This is a genomic window from Nocardia sp. NPDC049190 (assembly GCF_040648115.1).
GTDB lineage: Bacteria > Actinomycetota > Actinomycetes > Mycobacteriales > Mycobacteriaceae > Nocardia.
The window spans coordinates 23,389-44,765 of sequence record NZ_JBEZDE010000040.1 but is presented as its reverse complement, the minus strand read 5'-3'; the positions used below and the strand labels follow the sequence as shown (position 1 = coordinate 44,765).

At 65.9% G+C, this 21,377-nt stretch carries 19 protein-coding genes; 11 read left to right on the top strand and 8 right to left on the bottom strand.

Going from position 1 to position 21,377, the window contains the following annotated elements:
• Window positions 1-92 precede the first annotated feature (92 nt).
• From AB0B25_RS26605 to AB0B25_RS26590, 4 genes are all read left to right on the top strand, one after another.
• Window positions 93-1,067, top strand: coding sequence for a helix-turn-helix domain-containing protein (locus AB0B25_RS26605; protein ID WP_357184797.1), 975 nt, complete (start codon window positions 93-95; stop codon window positions 1,065-1,067).
• A gap of 245 nt (window positions 1,068-1,312) precedes the next feature.
• Complete coding sequence (locus AB0B25_RS26600) at window positions 1,313-2,167, top strand: alpha/beta fold hydrolase (protein WP_357184794.1); 855 nt, start codon at window positions 1,313-1,315, stop codon at window positions 2,165-2,167.
• 144 nt (window positions 2,168-2,311) lie between these two features.
• On the top strand, window positions 2,312-3,253 hold the full coding sequence (locus AB0B25_RS26595; RefSeq protein WP_357184791.1) for an ATP-binding cassette domain-containing protein: 942 nt from the start codon (window positions 2,312-2,314) through the stop codon (window positions 3,251-3,253).
• Window positions 3,250-3,999: an ABC transporter permease gene (locus AB0B25_RS26590; RefSeq protein WP_357184788.1), complete on the top strand. Its 750-nt coding sequence runs from the start codon at window positions 3,250-3,252 to the stop codon at window positions 3,997-3,999. Before AB0B25_RS26595 ends, AB0B25_RS26590 begins: the two co-directional genes overlap by 4 nt.
• On the opposite strand, the gene AB0B25_RS26585 is transcribed toward AB0B25_RS26590, so the two are convergent.
• Window positions 3,983-7,123, bottom strand: a complete 3,141-nt coding sequence (locus AB0B25_RS26585) for a BTAD domain-containing putative transcriptional regulator (RefSeq protein ID WP_357184785.1) — start codon at window positions 7,121-7,123, stop codon at window positions 3,983-3,985. The two genes, AB0B25_RS26590 and AB0B25_RS26585, sit on opposite strands and share 17 nt — an antisense overlap.
• A gap of 329 nt (window positions 7,124-7,452) precedes the next feature.
• Here AB0B25_RS26585 and AB0B25_RS26580 point away from each other — a divergent pair, with 329 nt between their 5' ends.
• The gene (locus AB0B25_RS26580; protein ID WP_357184782.1) at window positions 7,453-8,679 is read left to right on the top strand and encodes a cytochrome P450; all 1,227 of its coding nucleotides are present in this window, start codon (window positions 7,453-7,455) and stop codon (window positions 8,677-8,679) included.
• Between the two features lie 106 nt (window positions 8,680-8,785).
• Entirely contained in the window at window positions 8,786-8,995 is a 210-nt protein-coding gene (locus tag AB0B25_RS26575) for a ferredoxin (protein ID WP_357184780.1), read from the top strand.
• Between the two features lie 128 nt (window positions 8,996-9,123).
• Here the strand turns inward: AB0B25_RS26575 and AB0B25_RS26570 are convergent, their stop codons facing one another.
• Window positions 9,124-9,744, bottom strand: a complete 621-nt coding sequence (locus AB0B25_RS26570) for a TetR/AcrR family transcriptional regulator (protein WP_357184778.1) — start codon at window positions 9,742-9,744, stop codon at window positions 9,124-9,126.
• A gap of 79 nt (window positions 9,745-9,823) precedes the next feature.
• Window positions 9,824-10,969, bottom strand: coding sequence for a lipase family protein (locus tag AB0B25_RS26565; RefSeq protein WP_357184829.1), 1,146 nt, complete (start codon window positions 10,967-10,969; stop codon window positions 9,824-9,826).
• Between the two features lie 457 nt (window positions 10,970-11,426).
• Here AB0B25_RS26565 and AB0B25_RS26560 point away from each other — a divergent pair, with 457 nt between their 5' ends.
• Complete coding sequence (locus AB0B25_RS26560) at window positions 11,427-11,717, top strand: hypothetical protein (protein ID WP_357184775.1); 291 nt, start codon at window positions 11,427-11,429, stop codon at window positions 11,715-11,717.
• 313 nt (window positions 11,718-12,030) lie between these two features.
• Here the strand turns inward: AB0B25_RS26560 and AB0B25_RS26555 are convergent, their stop codons facing one another.
• Entirely contained in the window at window positions 12,031-13,518 is a 1,488-nt protein-coding gene (locus AB0B25_RS26555; protein WP_357184772.1) for a cytosine permease, read from the bottom strand.
• A gap of 419 nt (window positions 13,519-13,937) precedes the next feature.
• Between AB0B25_RS26555 and AB0B25_RS26550 the strand changes: the two genes are divergently transcribed.
• On the top strand, window positions 13,938-15,044 hold the full coding sequence (locus AB0B25_RS26550; protein WP_357184769.1) for a class II histone deacetylase: 1,107 nt from the start codon (window positions 13,938-13,940) through the stop codon (window positions 15,042-15,044).
• 51 nt (window positions 15,045-15,095) lie between these two features.
• Window positions 15,096-15,434: an MmcQ/YjbR family DNA-binding protein gene (locus tag AB0B25_RS26545; RefSeq protein WP_357184766.1), complete on the top strand. Its 339-nt coding sequence runs from the start codon at window positions 15,096-15,098 to the stop codon at window positions 15,432-15,434.
• 118 nt (window positions 15,435-15,552) lie between these two features.
• Here the strand turns inward: AB0B25_RS26545 and AB0B25_RS26540 are convergent, their stop codons facing one another.
• The 3 genes from AB0B25_RS26540 to AB0B25_RS26530 all read right to left on the bottom strand — a co-directional run bounded on the left by AB0B25_RS26540 (window position 15,553) and on the right by AB0B25_RS26530 (window position 17,318).
• Window positions 15,553-16,191, bottom strand: coding sequence for an HD domain-containing protein (locus AB0B25_RS26540; protein ID WP_357184763.1), 639 nt, complete (start codon window positions 16,189-16,191; stop codon window positions 15,553-15,555).
• A 44-nt stretch (window positions 16,192-16,235) separates the two neighbouring features.
• Complete coding sequence (locus tag AB0B25_RS26535; RefSeq protein WP_357184760.1) at window positions 16,236-16,775, bottom strand: cupin domain-containing protein; 540 nt, start codon at window positions 16,773-16,775, stop codon at window positions 16,236-16,238.
• A 180-nt stretch (window positions 16,776-16,955) separates the two neighbouring features.
• The gene (locus AB0B25_RS26530; RefSeq protein WP_357184757.1) at window positions 16,956-17,318 is read right to left on the bottom strand and encodes a hypothetical protein; all 363 of its coding nucleotides are present in this window, start codon (window positions 17,316-17,318) and stop codon (window positions 16,956-16,958) included.
• Between the two features lie 403 nt (window positions 17,319-17,721).
• On the opposite strand from AB0B25_RS26530, the gene AB0B25_RS26525 reads away from it, so the two are divergent.
• Entirely contained in the window at window positions 17,722-19,407 is a 1,686-nt protein-coding gene (locus AB0B25_RS26525) for an alpha-keto acid decarboxylase family protein (RefSeq protein ID WP_357184754.1), read from the top strand.
• A gap of 32 nt (window positions 19,408-19,439) precedes the next feature.
• On the opposite strand, the gene AB0B25_RS26520 is transcribed toward AB0B25_RS26525, so the two are convergent.
• Window positions 19,440-20,078 (bottom strand): HD domain-containing protein, encoded by a 639-nt coding sequence (locus AB0B25_RS26520; protein WP_357184751.1) that lies wholly within the window; start codon window positions 20,076-20,078, stop codon window positions 19,440-19,442.
• Between the two features lie 99 nt (window positions 20,079-20,177).
• Between AB0B25_RS26520 and AB0B25_RS26515 the strand changes: the two genes are divergently transcribed.
• Window positions 20,178-21,215: a GlxA family transcriptional regulator gene (locus AB0B25_RS26515; RefSeq protein WP_357184748.1), complete on the top strand. Its 1,038-nt coding sequence runs from the start codon at window positions 20,178-20,180 to the stop codon at window positions 21,213-21,215.
• The last annotated feature ends 162 nt before the right edge of the window (window positions 21,216-21,377 follow it).

Below are 21,377 nucleotides of genomic sequence, written 5' to 3'. Positions count from 1 at the left end.
CGATACGGGTTCCGAGCCGCCTCGGATGAGAGTAGGGCAGATCGCCGCCATAACAGAGTGTCGCAAACGACATATTCGGTACTATTTCCGACATGGATGTCGCGGTTTTCGTCGTCGACGGCGTTGCCGACTTCGGATTGGCCGCCGTGCTGGAGACTTTCAACACCGCCAACTGCGTGCGGTCCGAACTTGTCGGCCCCCCAGAGCCGTGGCAGATCCGAACCGTTTCGTTCGGCGACTCCGTGCGCACGGGCAACGGGTATGCCGTGCCGACGACGCCGCTCGACGAAATCACCGAAGAATTCGAGCTGATGATCGTGCCCGCGGTGAATGTCGTTGTCGCCGAGACGCTGATCGAACTCGTCTCCGCACCGGCCAGCCGCCCGATGCTCGACCGCCTCGTCGCGGCGCACAGCCGAGGGGTGCACCTGGCCGCCGCCTGCACCGGAACGTTCTTCCTCGCCGAGGCGGGGGTGCTGGACGGCTCACCCGCGACTACCAGCTGGTGGCTCGGCCCGAGTTTTCGCCGCCGATACCCCCACGTCGCACTGGACGAGGGCCGGACGCTGTGCCGCGGCCGCGGCATCACCACCGCGGGCGCCGCGCTGTCGCACATGGATCTCGCCCTGTCGCTGATCGCCACGACCAGTCCCGCGCTGGCCGAGCGCGCCATGTGCTACCTGGCGGTCGGTTCGGGCAGGCTCCAGCGCGATTTCATCATCCCGGAAGTCGTCGCCCGGGGGGATTCGGTGACCGCCGCCTTCGAACGGTGGGTCCGCGACCATCTCGCCGACAACTTCCGAATCGGCCAGGCCGCCAAAGCCATCGGCGTCACCGAACGCACTCTGCAACGCGCCACAAACGCCGAACTCGGTATGTCCCCGACCGAATTCGTCCACGATATCCGGCTGGAGCGGGCCAAACACCTGCTGCGCACCACCTCGCTCACGGTGGACGCGGTAGCGGCGAAGGTCGGCTATCTCAATGCGGGCACCCTGCGCAGTCTGTTCCGTCGCCGCCGCGGGATATCGATTTCCGAGATCCGGCGGGCGCGAGTCTCCCACTGAGGCCGGTAGCGGCCCGATCGAGCCGATCCGAGCGGCCGGATCCGCGGGCGAGGCCCCGCAACTCGATCGCCGACAACGCGTACACGACTATCGGTCCTGCTGAGAGAATATTCATCTGCCTTTCGGGCGTCGGTTGCGCACGCTTTTCACGACGGCGAGTGGTCTCTTGCGGTGGAAGTCGCGACCGGGGCAGCGGGGCGATCCGATCCGGATGCTCGACTGGTCGAACAGCGACGGAGGGCAAGATGCCGCTTCACGAACTCGAGTCCGTGGTCCTGCACAACGACGTCCTCCGGTTCGTCGACGTCGGCGCCGGGCCCGCGGTGGTCTTGGTGCACGGCTTGCTCGGCTCGCACGAGTCCTGGACGCCACAGATCAGGATGCTCGCCAAGAAACATCGGGTGGTGGCACCCGATCTGTTCGGGCACGGGGAGTCGGACAAACCCGCCGGCGACTACTCACTGAGTTCGCACGCCGCCACGCTCCGTGACCTGATGGATCATCTGGAGATTCCCACGGCAGCGTTTGTCGGGCATTCCCTCGGTGGCGGCATCGTGATGCAACTGTTGTACCTCTTTCCGGAGCGGGTCGACGGGCTGTGTCTGGTCAGCAGCGGGGGCCTCGGGCCGGAGGTGAGCTTGCTGCTCAAAGCAGCCACCTTGCCGGGCAGTGAAGTGGTGCTGCCGGTACTGGCCTCCACCTGGCTACGGCGCAACACCGAGGCCGCGCTCAGACGGCTGGGACGTCTCGGTTTTCCGCTGCAGCCGAGTCGCGGCGCCACCGAAACGTGGCGGACGCTCGAGACCATGTCGGACAAGTCGTCCAAAGCGGCGTTTCTGGCATCCACCCGCGCGGTCGTGGGACTGCGTGGGCAGACGGTCAGCGCCACGCAGCATCTCGCGAAGTTCGAATCGATTCCATCACTGTTGGTCTGGGGCGGCAGGGACAGAATGATTCCCGCCGCACATGCCGGCAACCTGCGCCGCGAAGTACCGCACAGTCGCATCGAGATATTTCCCAACGCAGGCCATTTTCCCCAACTCGACGAACCACTTTTGTTCTTCCACGTGCTCGACCAATTCCTCGATTCGATCCAGTAGTCGGTAACAACGTCACGGCGCGTACCCGTTGGACGTATGCGGCTCTGCTGAGCAAGGCCTGTGTCAGCTCGTCGCGCCAGAGCGTCAGTGGGCGTGTCAGGGGCGTGACAGGTACGTGTCAGGCCGGGCGCCGATGGTGGTCGGGTGAAAGATTCAGCGATCGCGGTTTCAGGGCTGCGGAAGACATACGGGGACAAAATTGTGCTCGATGGCATCGATCTAGATGTTCATGCGGGTACGGTTTTCTCCCTGCTCGGTCCGAATGGGGCGGGGAAGACGACGACGGTGAACGTGCTCAGCACGCTGACGAGGGCCGACAGCGGATCGGTCCACGTTGCCGGCCATGACGTCGCGACCGAGGCCGAGGCGGTGCGCGCGGCGATCGGGGTCACCGGCCAGTTCGCGGCGGTGGACGAGCTGCTGACGGGGCGGGAGAATCTGCAGTTGATGGTCGACCTCACCCGGGGTCGTGCCACAGCTGGCAAGCGGATCGTCACCGACCTGCTGGAACGCTTCGATCTGGCCGAGTCCGCGCAGCAGCCCGCATCGACCTACTCCGGCGGTATGCGCCGGAAGCTCGACCTGGCGATGACGCTCGTCGGCAACCCACGGATCATTTTCCTGGACGAGCCGACGACGGGACTCGATCCGCGCAGCCGCCGCACGATGTGGTCGATCGTCCGCGATCTGGTGGCCGATGGTGTGACCATCTTCCTCACCACCCAGTACCTCGAGGAAGCCGATCAACTGGCCGACCGCATCGCAGTGCTGGACCAGGGCCGCCTGGTCGCCCAGGGCACCCCCGACGACCTCAAGCGCCAGATCCCCGGGACGCACGTGCGGCTCCGATTCGCCACTGTCGCGGCACTCGATGCGGCCGCACGGCTGTTCCCCGACGCCACGCGGGACGACGAGGCACTGATCCTGCGGGTACCCGGTGACGGCGGGACGACCTCGCTGCGGGCTCTGTTGGACCGGCTCGACGAGTACGCACTGCGCGCCGACGAGTTCTCGGTGCACACTCCCGACCTCGACGACGTTTTCCTCGCCCTGACGGGCCACAACACGGAGGAGGTCGCGAAATGAGCGACAAATCCCATGCCCTGGTCATGTTGCGCCGCAACTTCAAACACATCGCCCGGAACCCGACCTCGGTGTTCAACGCGGTCCTCATGCCGATCATCATCATGTTGATGTTCGTGTACATGTTCGGCGACGCTTTCGACGTCGGTGTCGACTACATCGACTACGCGACGCCGGGGCTGATTCTGCTCGCGGTCTGTTATGGGCTGGGCGCCACCGCGACAGCGGTGAACTCCGACATGACGAACGGAATCATCAACCGGTTCAAGGTCATGGACGTGTCCCGTGGTGCGGTGTTGACCGGTCACGTCGTAGCCAGCGTGTTGACCAATCTGGTCGCCATTGCGGCCCTTGTCGCAGTGGCCTTCCTGCTGGGATTCAGTCCGGCGGCGAGCTTTCTCGACTGGCTCGGCGTCGCCGGCATCGTCGTACTGCTCGGTGTCGCGGCAGGCTGGCTCACGGTCGCGTTGGGATTGGCGGCCAAGTCTCCGGAAACGGCGGGTCTGGCCTCCGTGCCGCTGGTCATGCTGCCGTTCTTCAGCAGCGCGATCGTGCCGGCGGAGAAGATGGGGCCGGGCCTGCGGCAGTTCGCGCAGTATCAGCCCTTCACGCCGATCATCGAAACCATGCGTGGGTCGCTCAATGGCGCACCGGACACCGGCGCGGCCATCACCGCCATCGCCTGGTGCGTCGGGGTCGCTCTCATCGGGTATCTGTGGGCGCGTTCGACGTTCACGAAGCGAGCGTGACCGACACCAGCTGACTCCAACTCGTCTCCGTGCCCTCCCGAGCCGCCTCCGCGAACTCCGCGTCGCCGAGGCGGCTCCGCGCGGCCTGCTCGATCCGCGCGACATCCGGTTGGGAGCGATCCGACAGACCGCGCACGCCGACGCTCGCCGCGAGCAGCCGCGCAGCCTGTTCGTACCGGTGGTCGCGCAGTGCCAGATCCGCGACGCCGACGAGCACCTGCGCGAGCAAGGGTGCGTGCCCGGACTCGGCCGCCGCCTGGACTGCCGCGACGCGGTGGGCACGGACTTCGTCGAGATTCTCGGTGAGGTAACCGAGCAGGTCATGAATCACCGCGCGGACTATCGCCCGCTCGGCGTCATCGCCCAGCATGGCTGACGCGACGTCGAGTTGCCGGCGTGCCTGCTCGGCATCGCCACTCCAGCGGGCGAGCTCCGCCTTCGACAGCGCCAACTCGGCCAGCGCGTTCGGCCAGGCGACTCGTTCCGCGGACCGTTGCGCCTCGGCCATGGCAGTCGCGCTCGACTCCGCATCGCCCAGCAGCCAGTACAACTGGGCCTGCCGCGACCGCATCGACACGACATCCTCGATGGCGCCGACCTCGGTGACGACCGCGATCGCCTGTTCGTAGTGCCGGCACGCACTGGCGAATTCGCCACGCATCGCGATTCGATTCGCCAGCTCGGTCAGGGCGAACGAGATCCCCCAGCGTTCGCCGAGTGCCCGAAACTCGGTCAGCGCCGTCTCGAGGCAGGCGTCCGCATCTCGGCCGCCCTGCCCGAGCTGGATCCGCATTTTGCCGAGCTGCAGTCGGCCCAGGGCGCGCACCCAGGGGTCCTCGTCGACCAGTAGTGCTTCCCACGCGGGCAGAGACACCTCCGGCCCTCGCAACATGCTCTCCAGTGGGGCCGCGAACCGCAGCACCGGGTGACGACTCTGAACTCGCCGACTGATGTCATACGCTTTGCGGATCCACTCCTGCGCCTGGTACTGGTCATTCTGCGGCCCGGAGGTCACGAAGTGCACGACGAACGCGTACACCAAGGCTTGGATCTCGTCGGCCACCTCGCCGGGCACGGCGGTGGCCGCCATGATCAGCTCGTTGCCCTCCGCCTTGTGCCCGCCTAGCCACCAGTACCAGCCGGCGGCAGCGGCGAGCCGCATCGCCCCGGCTGCCTCGCCGGCCGCGAGGGCGCCGCGCATCGCGGCACCGATGTTGTCGTGCTCGGCCTCGAGCGTGGCGAGCCATGCCAGTTGCTCGGCGCGGCGCAGATGCGGATCAGCGAGTTCGGCGAGTTCGGTGAAATATCCGAGATGCGCTCGGCGCGTCGGATCCGATTCCCCCGCCTCGGCGAGCCGCTGCTCGGCGTACTGCTTGATCGTGCCGAGCATCCGGTAGCGCGGTGCCCGGTCGCCCTCGGTGAGCACCAGCGATTTCTCGGTCAACGCGGTCAGCAACTCGAGCACCTGACCCGTCTCGACCGCATCGCCGGCGCAGACCCGCTCGGCCGCTTCCAGGCTCGCCCCGCCCGCGAACATCGAGAGCCTGCGCAGCACCATCCGTTCGGCGTCGCTGAGCAGTTCCCAGCTCCAGTCGATCACCGCGCGCAGTGTTCGGTGCCGCGGCAGCGCGGTCCGGCTGCCGCCGGTCAGTAGCCGGAACCGGTCGTCGAGCCGGTGGGCGAGCTGATCGAGGGACATGGTGCGCAACCTGGCCGCGGCGAGTTCGATAGCCAGTGGCATCCCGTCCATCGCCCGGCAGACACGCGCCAACGTCGACAAGGTGTGCGCGTCGGTCGCCAAATCCTTGCGCACCGCGCCGGCTCGATCCCGCAGCAATCGGACGGCTGGAGCGGACTCGATGTCGCCGGGGCCGGCGTCCGCCTTCGGCAAGGCCAGCGGTAGGACCGGCCATAGCGCCTCGCCGGTGATGCCGAGGGGTTCCCTGCTCGTCGCGAGGATCCGCAGCCGCCGGCACTCGCCGAGCACTCGATGGGCGAAGGTCGCGGCGGACTCGATCACGTGCTCGCAGTTGTCCAGAATCAGCAACATCGTCCGCTCACGGACCGCGGCGATGAGCCGGTCCGTCGGCTCCGCGTCCGGCGCCGCACCGAGCAGCGCATCCCGCAGGCCGAGCGCCGCGAGCGTCGCTTGCGCCACGTCACCGTCGGCGCCGATGGCCGCGAGTTCGACCAGCCAGGCCCCGTCCGGCAGGTCGCCGAGCAGGGTGCGCGCGGTCTCCGTCGCCAACCTGGTCTTGCCCGAGCCCCCCGGCCCGATCAGGGTCGTGAGCCGATGTTCGGCATTGAGTTCGCGCACCTCGGCGAGATCAGCGTCTTTGCCGACGAAACTGGTCAGTTCAGCACGCAAGTTGGTCGTGCGGTTCTCCTCCCGCCGTCCCAACTCGCCGCGCAGCAGCGCGACGTGCACCGCGGACAGGTCCGGTGCGGGATCGACGCCCAGCGTGTCGGCCAGCGTTACTCTCGTGCGCTCGTACACCAGCAGCGCCTCGGTGTCCCGACCGGTCGCCGCGAGGGCGCGCATCAAGGCCGCGACCAGCCGTTCTCGCACCGGATGCAGCGCCACCACATCGGTCAGTTCCGTGACCAGCTCCGCACCGTTACCGAGGCCGAGTTCGGCATCGAACCGATCCTCCATGGCGGTCAGCCGTAATCCTTCGAGCCGGGTGACCACCGCGTCGAACGCCGCGCTCTCCTGCAGACCGATGTCCTGCATGGCCGCACCACGCCACAACGCGAGGGCCTCGCGGAGCCGCCGAACTCTCCGAGGATCCTCGTCATCACGGGCCTGCACGACGAGGCGTTCGAACCGCACGGCGTCGACAGCGTCGGATTCCACCCGCAATCGGTAGCCGTCCGCCTGCCCCTCGACCGACCCATCCGGCAGCAGCTTCCGCAGCCGGGAAACCAAGCGCTGCAAGGCATTCGCCGCGTCGGAGGGCGGATGCTCACCCCAGATCCAGTCGATGAGCGTCGCCTTCGGGACCGCGTGACCCGGTTCGAGCGCGAGCGCGATCAACACCGCGCGCAGCCGAGAGCCCGGCACGTCGACGACGACGCCATCGTCCGTGCGAACCTCGAATGGTCCAAGCATCCCGATCTTCACCCGGCTGATCCTGCCATGGGTGATCAGCAGGCCGCCGACTGCTGACGCCGCGCGGAAAGCCGCCGAGGCACTCGCCCCTGGCCTGGTAGAAGCAGCTGGTGGTCGATGGTCGTGCCGCCGGCCGGTTGTCCTGTGTGGCGGCCGGGGCTGCGTCGAACGTCACAGTGCCCCTGACCGGTTCAGGTGTCCGCCGGTCTCGGAGCAGTCGGTTCGTCCTCGGGCGAGCCGGCCGACCATGGCTTCGGCATGGTCGGTGTCAGGGCGGTGTCAGTCGAATGTCAGGCCCGTCGGCGACTGTGGCAGCACCAACCGCCACAAAAGGAAGTCCGATGAATCCCACCATTTCCATCCCGCACGGCCTCCCCCTCGAGCGTGATGCGGGCCCCTTCGATCCGCCCCGTCGGATCACCCAGCTGCGCGAGGCCCGCCCGGTCAGTCCCATGGTCTTCCCCGACGGTCACGAGGGCTGGCTCGTCACCGGCTACGACGTGGTCCGCCAGCTCATGGCCGACATCCGGTTCAGCTCGCGCCAGGACATCGGCATTCTGCACATCCCGTACGAGACCCCGAACATGCTGGCTGCCACCGAACCGTCGCCGCAGACGCCCGGCTTGTTCATCGCCATGGACCCGCCCGACCACACCCGGCTGCGGCGCAAGCTCGCGGGCGCGTTCACCGTCAAACGCATGAAAACGCTCGAAGCGCAGATCATCGACATCACCGAACGGCAACTGGACGAACTGACGCGCCTTACCCCACCGGTCGACCTGGTCAAGGAGTTCGCGCTCCCGGTGCCCTCGCTGGTGATCTGCGAAATGCTCGGCGTCCCCTACGCGGACCGGGAGAACTTCCAGATCAACTCCGCCAAGTTCTTGGTCAAGGACCAGCAGCTCGACGAGAAGATCGCCGCCTACGGCGCAATGACGACCTATCTCGCCGAGTTGGTCACGCGCAAACGCGCCGAACCCGGCCAGGACATCCTGTCCGACCTGGCCCGCCATGACGACCTCACCATCGAGGAGCTGACCGGCATGGCCTTCCTACTGCTGTTCGCGGGGCACGAGACCACCGCAAACATGCTGGCGCTCGGCACCTTCGCGCTCCTGGAGCACCCCGAGCAGCTGGCCGAACTGCGTGCCGACCCGGACCTGCTGCCCGATGCCGTCGAGGAACTCATGCGCTACCTGTCGGTTGTCGATATCCTCTTTCGCTACGCCACGGCGGACATCGAACTCGGCGGTGAAACAATCCGCGAGGGATCGACCGTCATCGTCTCGATGCTGGCCGCCAACCGCGACCCCCAACGCTTCGACAACCCCGACACCCTCGATATCCACCGCGAGGCCCGCGGTCGCCTGTCCTTCGGCCACGGCATCCACCAATGTCTCGGCCAGCAACTGGCCCGCATCGAGATGCGCGCCGGTTTCGCGGGACTGCTGCGTCGCTTCCCGACCCTCGAGCTCGCCATCCCCGCCGGCGAGGTGAAACTCCGGACCGACATGAATATCTACGGCGTCCATGAACTGCCCGTCACCTGGACGGAACCGGCCCGGTAGCACCGTCGGATGACTGTCCTCGGTAATTGGTTGCCGTACCCGGTCATTCATCCCTACTCAGCACACATTCGATGTACCCGTTGGTCGTGAAAGGACGTGAAAGGAGATGACGAAGGTGCGAATTTCCGCGGATCGGGAGCGCTGTATCGGCTCGGGCATGTGCGCGCTGACCGCGCCGGAGGTTTTCGATCAGGACGAGGGCGACGGCAGGGTGCGGGTGCTCGATCCGAGACCGCAGCGCGGGCACTCAGCGGTGCGGGATGCCTTGGACGCTTGCCCGTCCGGGGCGCTCGACGTCGACGAGTCCTGGGACTAGCGCCCGTCGTACGTCCGGTATCGACGGATATCGCGCGTTCAGCCATCGGTCTCGGCGGCGGAACGCATCGAGATGGCAGTGCCCGCGCCGACAACTGTTCCAGGCCGGGGCCGCGAGCACCAGAGCATTCACCGATCGCGCGGACCGACGAGGGCGATCGCGGATTCGACCGCCACATCGATGACGTCGGATATCTCATTGCCGTCTTCGACGGTAGTCGCGATGAGTTCGCGGAAGCCGCCGAAGAGGATCGTCGCCACCTGACGGGACGGCGGACGCAGACCCGCGGCCGCGAATTCCGTGGTACCGGTGAGTTTCTGGATCAGCGCGATGAACGCGTCGCCGGTGTCACGCTGTAGTTGCCGCGCGTCATCGCCGAGGGCAGGACCGACCCGGATCCAGCTGAGCAGAATCGAGGGATCCTGCTGCGCGAAACCGATCCATGCCTCGATGGCTTGGCGTATTTGCGTACGCCACGGGGCGTGGAGGTCGACGGCCGCGTCGATGTGTTCGATCGTCGTGGTGTTCCACTCGTTCAACAGAGTTAGGAAACAGTCCTGTTTGCTGGTGAAGTGTTCGTAGAAGGTGCGTCGCGAGGTGCGGGCGTGCCGAACCACGTCGGCGACGGTCGAGTCGCGGTAACCACGTTCGCGGATCGCGACAGCCATGCTGTCGAGGAGCCGGCGGCGAAACCCCGCTTCCGCGCTGGAATCGCCGGAGGTGCGGGCAAGTGGCTCGGCGCGTGTCACAAGAATCAGGTTAGTTACTTCCTCGCGCAGCAGCATGCCGGAAGCCGGTCCCGAACCGCATCCCGGGACCTGCTTCCGGTCAGCAACTGGTCGGTGCCGGTTCGCCGCGGAAACGAGCTTCCAAGTAGTTCCACGCACCGCCGAATCCCGTGACAGCGGCTGTCATGTGCTCGGTGGTGTCGTACGGGCGGAACTGCAGCGGAGTTCCCGCCTTGCAGTAGCGATCAGCTAGCTCGGCGACCGGACCGAAGTGGGTGAGTTCGTCGAAACGCGCCTGCCAGAAGTAGGTCGGCACGGCCGGAACGCCCTCGAAGTAGCGCAGGCTGTTCTCCCGCAAGACGGCATGCGCCTCCGGGCTGTTCATCAGGTTCTTGGACGCCGCCATCTGCTCGGCGCTGCGGAAAGCGCCGTGAAACAGCAGGAACTTCCGGCACGCGTCGTGCGTCAATTCCCGGAACCACAGGCCGTTTTCGTTGAGCTGATCGGAAACCGGCAACCGGTCCGGGTATTCCCGTTCCAGACCCATGGCGGCGGCGAACGCCAAGCCGAAGCCAGGGTGCGGCTCGAAGCCGAGCGCCGTCGCCATTTCCTCGAGGTCGGCGGGAATACCGCCCGCGACCGCTGCGGTGAGTCGGAGATCCGGGGCGTAGGTGGGCTGCAGTGCGGCCGCCCACACGGTGGCCATGGCGCCGCCGGAGTACCCGGCGATCGCCACGGGCGAGGTGGCCAGACCGAGGTCGGCTGCTTTCCGCACGGCCTTGATGCTGTCCAGCGTCATCATGCCGCTGAGCTTGGCTGCGCCGTAGGCGGACGTCGGACCGAGGTAGTCCGGCATCGATACCGCCCAGCCGCGCGCGATCGGCACCATGGCGCCCGCCACCATGTCCTCCTCCGGCATTCCGCCGTTGAGCAGCGATCGTGACGGCTGACATTTGGTGCCGAGAGAATTGATCAGCGCCTGGTAGGAGACCAGCGGCGGGTTCGGCACCCCCATCGGGCGCAGGACCGTGGTCACGCCCATGACCGGATTGCCCGTCGAGTTGGTGGAGCGGAACGCCACCTGCCAGCCTTCGCTGCCCACATAGGGGCCGGTGCCGACCCTGCGTAACCGCACGACATCCCCCGGTTGCCGCGCCGCGAGATCGGACGGCGCGGCGTAGAACGGATCAGGATCCGGTGTGGGATACAGTGGTTGAGCACTCGCGGGCAGGCCGAACAGCCCCATCGAGATGATGCTGGACAACAGGAGCACAATCCTGCACGGAATTCTGGACACGGTTTTCCTTCGAGGGTCAGCCGCCGCCGATTCACCGACGCCGAGACAAATATCCCTCGATATCGGCAACTCGGACGGAGCGGCACTTCACAGCGAGACCACGACGAAAACTTCCTCTACCGCGTACGCGGGAGGAACCGGAAGCCGGACCGAACACGAGCCAACCACGGCAGGCTAACACAGCTGTTCGGGCACGTGATTGCCTTTGGCGACAGAAAGCGGCATTCGCCTTTTCCCCGGCCGGTCACTTATCCGATGCCGACTGTCGGGCGGAGCGCGAATTTTACGCCTTCGCATGACGCCGCGACATGGATACCGGCCTATTACTGATATGTCGGGGGCGATAATTCGACACATCGGCGGGTCATGACCGCGCGGCGAACCTCGCCGGAAGAAAGTAATGACAATGACTGAAAAGACGCGCCGAATCGCCATAGGCCAGTTACTCGCCAAGGGCGCGTTCGTGAGCGCCGCGATAGCCGTTCCGATGACGGCGGCGGCTCCCGCCACGGCCGCACCGACGCCCGAATCCGGAGTCGTACAGGTTGATCGCCCCGGCGGCCATTGGGGCGGCGGCTGGGGCCACGGCCACGGTTGGGGTTGGGGCCACGGTTGGGGTTGGGGCCACGGTTGGGGTTGGGGCGACGATTGGTACGACATCATCCCCGGCTTGGACGACGGCTGGTTCGACGACTGACCGAACTGCGCGAGCCCGCGGCCACCGCTGGGATACCTCGGATAATCGCGGCTCCGTGCCGTACCCGAACAGCGTCCGCAGAATCATGACGATGGCGGTCACACCGAAAGCGGCGAGGCCGACTACCCCGAACATTCGCCGCATCGCAGGTAGACGCGACCCGAGCCAGCGTCTCCTCGGGCCCGAGTCGTTTGAAGCCGGTTCATCGTCGGCGGGGTTCGGCGCGGGCGCGATAATTCCGGGCTGTGAATGCGCGTCTTGCGTAACCTTTGTCCGATTTCCGGCAATTCACCGGGGGTCATCCGGCCAGAGCTCAGGAAGCGGTGACGCCGACCCGCTCCGCACTACGGTCCTCGGCCCGCTCGGCCGCAGTCGGCCGCACGCGCGGAACCACCCGGTGCGCAACCGCGTATCCCACGACGGCGAGAACCAAGGCGACGAATACTCCCAGGTTGCTACTGCCCAGACCGCCGGCGCGAGCGGCCGGGGTGAACAGGTAGCCGAGTAGCGGGCCGATATGCGGATCGGGCGAGGTGACCAGGCCGAGCCCGACGATCGTCGCGACGATCAGGCACCCGACTCCTGCGCGGTTCACCTTGCCGTAGCCACCGACCGGGCTGTAGAGGGCCCCACGGTCATACCCGACATGGCGACGCTGCCAGAGATCGACCAGAAAGATACCGGTCCAAGCGGCCATCACCACCCCGGTCGTGGTCAGAAACGCCTGGAACGGAGCAAAGAAACCGGGTGCGGCGAAAGCCACATACCCGCCGACGACGGCGATCAGAATCGCGTCGATCAGCACGGTGCGATGCCGAGGCATCCGAACCCCCACTGTCTGCAGCGCCAGCCCCGAAGAGTAGAGGCCGATGATAGAGCCCGACATGAAACCCACCAGCGCCAGAATCAGATACGGCACCAGAAACCAGGTGGGCAAATGGGCCGAGAGAGCACTCACCGGATCGTGCGCGGCCCTCGCCGCGACATCCGGATCACCCGCTGCCAGCAATGTCCCGAATCCCATCAGCACGATGGCAGGGGCAGCACCACCGAATGTGATCCAGCCGACCACCCCACGTTTGCCGACCTCGCGCGGGAGATACCGGGTGTAGTCGGCGGCGCAGTTGACCCAGCTCAGACCGAGCGCATTGGCGACGAGCAGTACGCCGCCCACGAACGCTCCCACACTCAGTTGACCATGCGTCGCGAACGAAATCCTGGGCAGCGTCAACACGACGTACCCGATCGACAGCCCGGTGAAGGCGAGGGCGAACCACTTCTGGATCCGCAGGATTACGTGGCAGCCATAGATTCCGACCACCGTGGTCACCAGAATGACCGTGACAAGGACGCCGACCATGATCGGTCCGGTGTCCAGATCCGGGTCGAGCCGATGCACCACGGTGCGCGCCGCGAGGGTCGCCAGGACGGCCGAGAAGGTCTCCCAACCGACCAAGGCCAGATAGCTGAGCGCGGCCGGGATCTTGTTGCCGTGGAACCCGAACGCCGCACGGCTGGCCACCATGGTGACCGCACCGCCCCGTTGGCCGGCCAACGACACCAGGGCGAGCAATAGAAAGGAGAGAATCGCACCCACCGCGGCGGCAAGTGCTGCGACATGCCAATCGAGCCCGAGCGCCATCACGTAGGGACCGAACGACACCAAGATCACGTTGCAGCTCGTGCCCGCCCACGGCCAGAAAAGGGCGCGCGATTCGCCTCGACGTTCCTCGTCGGCAACCCACTCGAGGCCTTTGTGCTCGAAAGTCCAGTCCGATGATTTCGCTGAGCTCACTGGCATGACGAATCCTCTCGAGGAGAGCAGCGACGGGCGGTGCGAACCAACCTCCCGCACGGTTCGTTCGTGCACCCATATATTGTGCCGTTAAATGATGGCACGTCGAACTGGTTTCCGGAACCCCTACTCCGTCAGCGGTCGTTGTGTCGCAAAACCTTTCGCCGAATCCGGCGCTCAGTTCGTGCGTCACGACAAACCGACGGATTGTTGCTGCTGATTCGCCGCTGATCCACGCGACGGCGGTCGGCCGGCCGGGTCGATGCCGCGCCGAATACCCAGTTGCCCGTGCGTGTTCGGCGGCACTGCTTCCGGTTGCGGCGGAGTCGCCGGTGTCCTCTAATGGGAGCGCTGCGTTCAACGCAGCAAGGTTTGACTGTGGGTGGTCCGCGCTGACCGATCCACCGGCGATGAGGAGCTCCACCATGACGACTGGGTACGTCTGGAACACCGTCTACGGATGGGTCGACACCGGTACCGGCAGCCTGTTCCCGTCCGACGTCACTGCGGGCCTACAACCCATCAGCCACCATCTCGCCCACCCCGACACCAAACGCCGCTTCCACGAGTTGGTTGCGGTATCGGGCCTGCTCGACCGGATGCGGTCGATCAAGGCGGTGCCGGCGGGCGAGGAGGACATCCTGCGCGTGCACACCGCACAACATCTGGAGCGGATCAAGGCCGAGAGCCTCCAGCCGAAAGGCGGGGATGCCGGTGACGGTTGCTCGCCATTCGGCAAGGGCGGATACGAGATTGCGGCGTTGTCGGCCGGTGGCGCGATCGAACTCGTCAAGCAGATCGTGGCAGGCACCGTCGACAACGGCTACGCGCTGGTCAATCCGCCCGGACATCACGCGACCCGAGCTACCGGCATGGGATTCTGCATGTTCAACAACGTGTCGGTCGCCGCCGCCTACGCGAAAACCGTCCTCGGCATCGAGCGGGTTGCCATCGTGGACTGGGATGTCCACCACGGCAACGGAACCCAGGACATCTGGTACACCGACCCCACCGTCCTGACCATCTCGATCCACCAGCATCTGTGCTTCCCGCCGAATTCGGGATTCCGCGAGGAACGCGGCGAAGGCGATGGGTACGGCTACGCGATCAACATCCCGCTGCCGCCCGGCAGCGGTGACGCCGCCTATCTGCACGCCCTCGATCGTGTGGTCGAGCCGGCGCTGCGCTCCTTCGATCCCCAGCTCATCATCGTCGCGTCCGGCTTCGACGCGAGCATCCTCGACCCGTTGGCACGTCAAATGGTCACCAGCGCCGGCTTCCAGAAGTTCACCCGTCGCATGTTGGATACGGCCGCCGACGTGTGCGCGGGCCGGATCGCGTTCGTGCAGGAAGGCGGGTACAGCCCGCACTACGTGCCCTACTGCGGTGTGGCGGTGCTGCGCGAACTACTCGGCGAAGAATTCGTCGACGACCCCTACACGCCGATCGTCGCGACAATGGGCGGCGATGTTCTGCTCGCGCACGAGGCCGCCGCGATCGAGGAGGCCGTTCCGCTGATGGCGCAGCTGTAGGCCGGGCACACGTCGCGCGCTGCGAGATCGGCGCGTGGAAGGATTCGAGGGATGAGCGCCACTGGGGACGACGTCCGCGCCCTCGCCCTTTCGTTGCCGGAGACGACCGAACAGTTCACTTGGGGGATGCCCACTTTCCGGGTCGCCGGCAAGCTTTTCCTCACCCTCCCCGAGGCCGAAACCTCGATGGCGGTCCGCTGCCCCATCGTCGACCGCGACGAACTCGTCGTCGCGGAACCGAACAAATTCTGGATCGCCACCCACGAGGTCAGCAACGCCTGGGTCCGGGTGCGTCTCACCGCCCTCGACGACCGGGACGAGCTGGCAGCCATCGTCCTCGATTCATGGCGACAGGCCGCACCCGGACATCTACTCGACAGCGACGGATGACGTGGTCGTCAGATGCCAGGCCACCGTGGCTGCACGGGCCGGAACTACCGAGCGCAATCCGTCACCGACGGTCGACCTGCCCCCGTCGGTGACGGATTGCGACACTCCCCTGCCCGACCTAGTCGGGCCAGGGATTGCCTTCGATCACCTCGACGAAATCGGTTCGGGTGAACCCGGGCACGAAATGAGCGAGAACATCGGCGTTGACCGTCCCGAATGTGGTGTCCGGGCGATCAGCGAAGCCGTTGGTGAAGGCCGCGAGAATCTGGCGCTTGAAGTCGGGGCGTGGATGGGCGGCGACGACCGCCTGGATGTCGGCCGGGTCCAGATCGTGGTATCCGATTCCTAGGACATCGGTTTCCACGCCCGCGGTGACCAGGGCGACCTCGGGCTCCATCCGCTCGGGGATGCCCGGTGTGGTGTGCAGCGCGATAGCGGTCCACACTCGGCGCAGGCCGTCGTCATCGATGCCGTGTGCGGCGAGGAAGCGGCGGGCCTCGTCGGCGCCGTCGAGCTCGAACCGCTGGGTGGTGGTGCGATACGCGTCGGTCAGGCCGAGGTCGTGGAACATCGCACCGACGTAGAGCAACTCGGGGTCGGGCGACAATCCGCGCCTGCGTCCTTGCAGCATTCCGAAGAGGTAGACGCGCCGCGAATGATGGAACAGCAGTGGCGGCGCACACTCGTGCACCAATGCGGTCGCTTCGGCGATCAGGCGGCTGTCGGGAATCGGAACGTCCGCGATGCGCTCTGTCACGAGTTCTCCTCGATGTTTCGTTCCGATGTGAGGCATCAGGCGGTCTAGTGGGTCGGCGGTCGCAACCCATAGCGTGACACCACATCGTCGAACCAGTCCGGGACCCCATAAGTCAGGCCGTATTTCCGCGCGAGCGCACTGAATTCGGGCGACTCGTGCAATTGCGCGCCGACTGCCGCGTCCTGGACGCCGGCGGTGAGCAACTCCCCGAGTTCCCGGAAATAGTTCTCGAACCCTCCGGGCGTGATGATCTCGATGATTCGGCCGGGCACCGAGCCGGCGTTCCACATGGCATGCATCTGGCCGCGCGGCTTGGTGATATAGCCGCCCGGCCCCAGCACCACTTCATCGGCGTCGGATCGAAACCCGATCTCACCCTCCAGCACGATCGAGTGCTCGTCCTCGCGCGTATGGCGGTGCGCCGCCGTGATGGCGCCGACCTCGAAGGGATGCTCCACTATGGCCACTTCACCGCCGTTGTCACGGCTGTAAAGCTTGAAAACCGCACCCAATCCGGGCATCTGGACAAACTCCCCGCCCCCGGGCTGCACCACCTGGACGGTCGACGCGCCGGTGATTTCCATACCGTCTCCCTGTTCATCGAATCCGCGGACAGAAGATATCGAAATCGATCGGTCGGTTACCGGCCGGAGCTGCTCAAAGCCTTCCACGCCGACAAATGCCGGCGTCACCTATCGTGCGCCGTGAGCGCTCGGGGCCATATCGGCGCGGCGACCGCATCGATTCCACGCAGATCGGATCGGTCAGCTACTGCCGAACGAGCCACCTCCGCCCCAACCGCCATTGCCCAAGCCACCGCCGCCCCAACCGCCATTGCCCCAACCGCCGTTGTCGCCGCCCCAGCCACCGCCGCCCCAGCCACCGCCGCCCCAGCCATCGTTGCCCCAGCCTCGATCGCGATCGCGGCCATCCTCGCCTCTCCCGCCACCGCCGCCGCCACCGCCGCCGGGTCCAGGTCGCTCGACCTGCACCACATCGGATACGGACGCCGGTGCGGCGTTGGCAGGAACCGTCACTGCCGTCATCGGAATCGCTATCGCGGCTCCGACGAGCGCGATCTTCGTGAGCAGCTGGCAGGTGGAATTTCGGTGCGTTTTGTTGGTCATCATCATTACCTTCTTCCGGCGGAGTTCGTCGCACTGACCCCACTCGCCGATTATCGATTTCGTTGACAGTCCCCAACACGTTTGATGGTAAGCCTGCACCGTCGTCGCCACCACCACCCGAAAAGTCGGATCACACTCGTGATGAGGTCACAATTCGGATCAAGCTCCGTCTGATCGGCGCATACGGCAACCACCGGTCCGCTCCACTCGACTCCGCGCTCCGCATCATGTGCCTCGAGAGTTTTCTGTCCGGACGTCGGGTCCGACCGATCTCGCGGTGACCTATGATCAATATGCGTCCTGCCACGACGTACCGAAAGCTCGCCCGTTCACCGGGCTTGCCGATGAGGGTTGCCGAAAATCCGTCGGAAGAAGATACCTTTATCGAGAAAGGTGCTTCGTCATGGCTATGTCTACCGTCGGCGACTATCTCCTGCTTCGACTGCGAGAGATCGGTATACACCACATCTTCGGCGTGCCAGGGGACTACCAGTTGGAGTTTCTGGACCAGCTCGAAACGATGGACGGTATCGAATGGGTCGGGAACTGCAACGAGCTCAACGCCGCCTATGCGGCCGACGGTTACGGCCGCCTGAACGGGATCGCCGCGCTTCTCACAACGTTCAGCGTCGGCGAACTCAGCGCGCTCAACGGTGTCGCCGGCGCGTTCGCCGAATCCGTGCCCGTCGTGTCGATCGTCGGTACACCGGCAACCTTCGTCATGGACGCGGGCCAGAAGGTCCACCACACGGTCGGCGACGGCGACTTCACCCATGCCGCGACCTGCGCGCACGAGTACACCGTCGCGCAGTCGTGGCTGAGCCGCGACAACGCCGCCTCGGAGATCGACCGCATGCTGCGGCTCTGCTGGCTGTTCAAGCGCCCCGTGCAGCTCATGCTTCCCGCGGACGTGGCCTACCAGCAGATCGACGCGCCGACGGAACCCCTGGTTCTCCCCGAGCCCTCCAGCGAGCCTCATGAGCTGGCACGGTTCAAGAACGAGGCCAGCGAACGACTACGCGCAGCACACACTCCGGCAGTACTGGTCGGTCACGAGGTCGACCGATACGGGCTTGCTGCGCAATTGCGCGAGCTCGTCGAAAAGATCGGCTGCCCGGTCGCCTGCCTCAGCAACGCCAAGGGCGTCTTCCCCGAAGATCACGACCAGCTCATCGGCGGATACTCCGGAAAGCTCAGCGATCCCGACGTCAAGCGGGCGATCGAACAGGCCGACTGTCTCTTGACTGTCGGCGTCATGTTCACGGACTCGGTCACCGGCGGCTTCTCCCAGCAGATCGATCCATCCCGGGTCATAGCGCTGCATCCGACGGCAGCAGCCGTCGGCGAAAGCCGACATGCCCACGTCTCCATGAAGGACGCGATGAGCGCCCTCGCCTCCGTGGTGACCCCCAAGCCGTCGAAGATCACGTCGTATTACGACCGGACCGTCCGTGGCCGGGCACCGTACCGGCCCGTCGGCTCGACCCGACTCGTCCAATCTCGATACCTGGAGCAGCTCCAAGCGTTCCTCGCGCCCGGTGACGTCGTGATCGCCGAACAGGGCACGTCGTACTTCGGATCCGCCGATCTGGCCTTTCCCAAGGACTGCACCTTCGTCGGGCAGCCGTTGTGGGGATCGATCGGCTACACCCTTCCGGCTCTGCTGGGCACCTTGCTCGCGGCACCGGACCGCCGCCACATCCTGCTGATCGGGGACGGCTCCTTCCAATTGACCGCGCAAGAACTGTCGACGATTCTGCGACACGACCTCAACCCCGTCATCTTCCTGATCAACAACGACGGCTACACGGTCGAACGCCTCATCCTGGGGCCACAAGCCAGCTACAACGACATACCCAAGTGGAACTACCACCGACTGGTCGAGGCCTTCGATCCGGACGGTCGGGCCCGCACTGCCCACGCCGGTACCGAGGACGAGCTCGCGGCCGCACTGGACACCGCCGAGACCGACAACGACCGGCTGATTTTCATCGAGGTGATCATGGAGCGGATGGACAGTCCGCAATCCCTGGTCGAACTGGGCAAGGCATTCGCCGCCGCGGACTACCACCACGCGGCCGTGTCCTGAGGTTCCGGGGCAAGAAGTACCGGGGCAAGAGTTCACGCGGGCCATGGCGAGGCAATGACGCGCTCGACCATGCCGGTACGGCGAAAATCGGGGACGAAGTGGTCGAGAATGTCGGCGTTGACGGTGCCGTAGGTGGTATCCGGCCGGTGCTCGAGTCCTTCGCGGAAGGTCTGGAGGAACTCGTTCTTGAAGTCACCGCGCGGGTGCGCGGCGGTGATCTCGTCGACCATCGCGGGATCGAGTTCGTTCAGTCCCAGACCGATGGCATCGGTAAGCACACCGAGATTGGTAGCGGCGATCTCCGGGCCCATGCGCCTCGGTATCTCCGGCGTGGTGTGCAGTGCGATCGCATTCCAGACGACTTCGACGCTCCGCGCGGAAAAGCCACGCTCGAGCAGGAAGGCTCGGGCATGATCAGCGCCATCGATCTCGAATCGCTGCACAGCCTCCGAGAACGGAGTCAACAGCCCCGCGTCGTGGAACAGCGCGGCCAGATAGAGAAGCTCGGGGTCGGGATCGAGACCCAGAGCATGAGCACGAATCGAGCCGAAGAGGAACACACGGCGCGAGTGATGGAACAGAAGTGGGGTGACCTTTTCCCTGATGAAACCGGTCGCATCGGCTGCGGTGGAGGTCTCGGGGATCTCCACTCCTGCGATAATCTCGGACATGCACTGCTCGCCTTCGGGTATTGACCACGTGGAACCGGACAATTCGTCCGACCTCCACACTGCCGACGAGCGACCCGTCCACGCCGCCTCCGCCAGGACATGAATCACCCACATCAGGACAACGCCGAGCCCCGCCGCGCGGCACGTGCCGACGCCCATCGGGTCGCAGTCCTGGTGTACGACAGTGCCAAGCTGCTCGACATCGCCGGCCCCACCGAAGTCTTCGCAGAGGCGAACCGGCTCGGCGCCGACTATCGCGTCATCTTGGTGTCGCCCACCGGCGCAGACGTCACCACCTCGGTCGGCACCCGGATCGCGGTCGATAGCGGCCCAGACGTCCAGCCCGCGCCCCACACCTTGCTCATTGCAGGCGGCGAAATCTATCCACGCACCGCCGTACCGCGAGATCTGGTCGATGCCGCACACGCCGTCTCGGTCGGCGCGAAACGAGTCGCCTCCATCTGTACCGGAGCGTTCATCCTCGCCGCCGCCGGGCTGCTGGACGGTAGACGCGCCACAACGCATTGGAAGGTCGCGCACACTCTCGCTGCGCGTTACCCGATGATCAGGGTGGAGCCCGACGCCATATATGTCCGTGACGGCAACACATACACATCGGCGGGGGTAAGCGCCGGCATCGACCTCGCGCTGGCTCTCGTCGAGGAGGACCACGGCCCGGACCTCACTCGTGAGGTCGCGCGCGCGCTCGTCGTCTATCTCCAGCGGGCGGGCGGCCAGTCGCAGTTCTCAGCGCCTTTGCAAGGTCCACCACCCCGTACGCCGGCACTGCGCCGGATCGTCGATCTCGTCACAGCGGACCCGTCGGCGAGCCATTCCCTGACCGAGCTTGCCGATCACTTGAATCTGAGCCCTCGACACCTCACTCGTCTGTTCCGCGACGAACTCTCGACGACACCGGCCAGGTATGTCGAATCGATCCGCTTCGACGTCGCCAAGGCTCTCTTGGACCAGGGGTACACCGCCACCCAGGCCGCAGAGCGTGCGGGCTTTCCCAGCTACGAGAGCCTGCGCAGGGTCTTCGCACGCGAGTTGGACCTGTCGCCCGCTGCCTACCAGCGCCGATTCCGCACTGCGCGCCGGGGCGAGTCGGCCACAGGTCGAGCGACACCGTCCTGAGTGCAGACGGCGAGTCCGGTTCGTTCGATCCGCACCAATGGCACTCAGCCGACCGGACTGAACACTCGACCCACCACAGCCCTCGATGCAGCTGTCCGGATCCGGGTGGTTTCCGACCGGATGGGCGCAGCGGCGAGAGCTGTACGCGGCCAGGCTCATCGG

Excerpts from the sequence above, each read along its gene's own strand:
- AB0B25_RS26605 (WP_357184797.1), top strand. The coding sequence starts at position 93 with ATGGATGTCGCGGTTTTCGTCGTCGACGGCGTTGCCGACTTCGGATTG.
- AB0B25_RS26600 (WP_357184794.1), top strand. The coding sequence starts at position 1,313 with ATGCCGCTTCACGAACTCGAGTCCGTGGTCCTGCACAACGACGTCCTC.
- AB0B25_RS26590 (WP_357184788.1), top strand. The coding sequence starts at position 3,250 with ATGAGCGACAAATCCCATGCCCTGGTCATGTTGCGCCGCAACTTCAAA.
- AB0B25_RS26580 (WP_357184782.1), top strand. The coding sequence starts at position 7,453 with ATGAATCCCACCATTTCCATCCCGCACGGCCTCCCCCTCGAGCGTGAT.
- AB0B25_RS26575 (WP_357184780.1), top strand. The coding sequence starts at position 8,786 with ATGACGAAGGTGCGAATTTCCGCGGATCGGGAGCGCTGTATCGGCTCG.
- AB0B25_RS26565 (WP_357184829.1), bottom strand. The coding sequence starts at position 10,969 with ATGGGGCTGTTCGGCCTGCCCGCGAGTGCTCAACCACTGTATCCCACA.
- AB0B25_RS26560 (WP_357184775.1), top strand. The coding sequence starts at position 11,427 with ATGACTGAAAAGACGCGCCGAATCGCCATAGGCCAGTTACTCGCCAAG.
- AB0B25_RS26555 (WP_357184772.1), bottom strand. The coding sequence starts at position 13,518 with ATGCCAGTGAGCTCAGCGAAATCATCGGACTGGACTTTCGAGCACAAA.
- AB0B25_RS26550 (WP_357184769.1), top strand. The coding sequence starts at position 13,938 with ATGACGACTGGGTACGTCTGGAACACCGTCTACGGATGGGTCGACACC.
- AB0B25_RS26545 (WP_357184766.1), top strand. The coding sequence starts at position 15,096 with ATGAGCGCCACTGGGGACGACGTCCGCGCCCTCGCCCTTTCGTTGCCG.
- AB0B25_RS26535 (WP_357184760.1), bottom strand. The coding sequence starts at position 16,775 with ATGGAAATCACCGGCGCGTCGACCGTCCAGGTGGTGCAGCCCGGGGGC.
- AB0B25_RS26530 (WP_357184757.1), bottom strand. The coding sequence starts at position 17,318 with ATGACCAACAAAACGCACCGAAATTCCACCTGCCAGCTGCTCACGAAG.
- AB0B25_RS26525 (WP_357184754.1), top strand. The coding sequence starts at position 17,722 with ATGGCTATGTCTACCGTCGGCGACTATCTCCTGCTTCGACTGCGAGAG.
- AB0B25_RS26520 (WP_357184751.1), bottom strand. The coding sequence starts at position 20,078 with ATGTCCGAGATTATCGCAGGAGTGGAGATCCCCGAGACCTCCACCGCA.
- AB0B25_RS26515 (WP_357184748.1), top strand. The coding sequence starts at position 20,178 with ATGAATCACCCACATCAGGACAACGCCGAGCCCCGCCGCGCGGCACGT.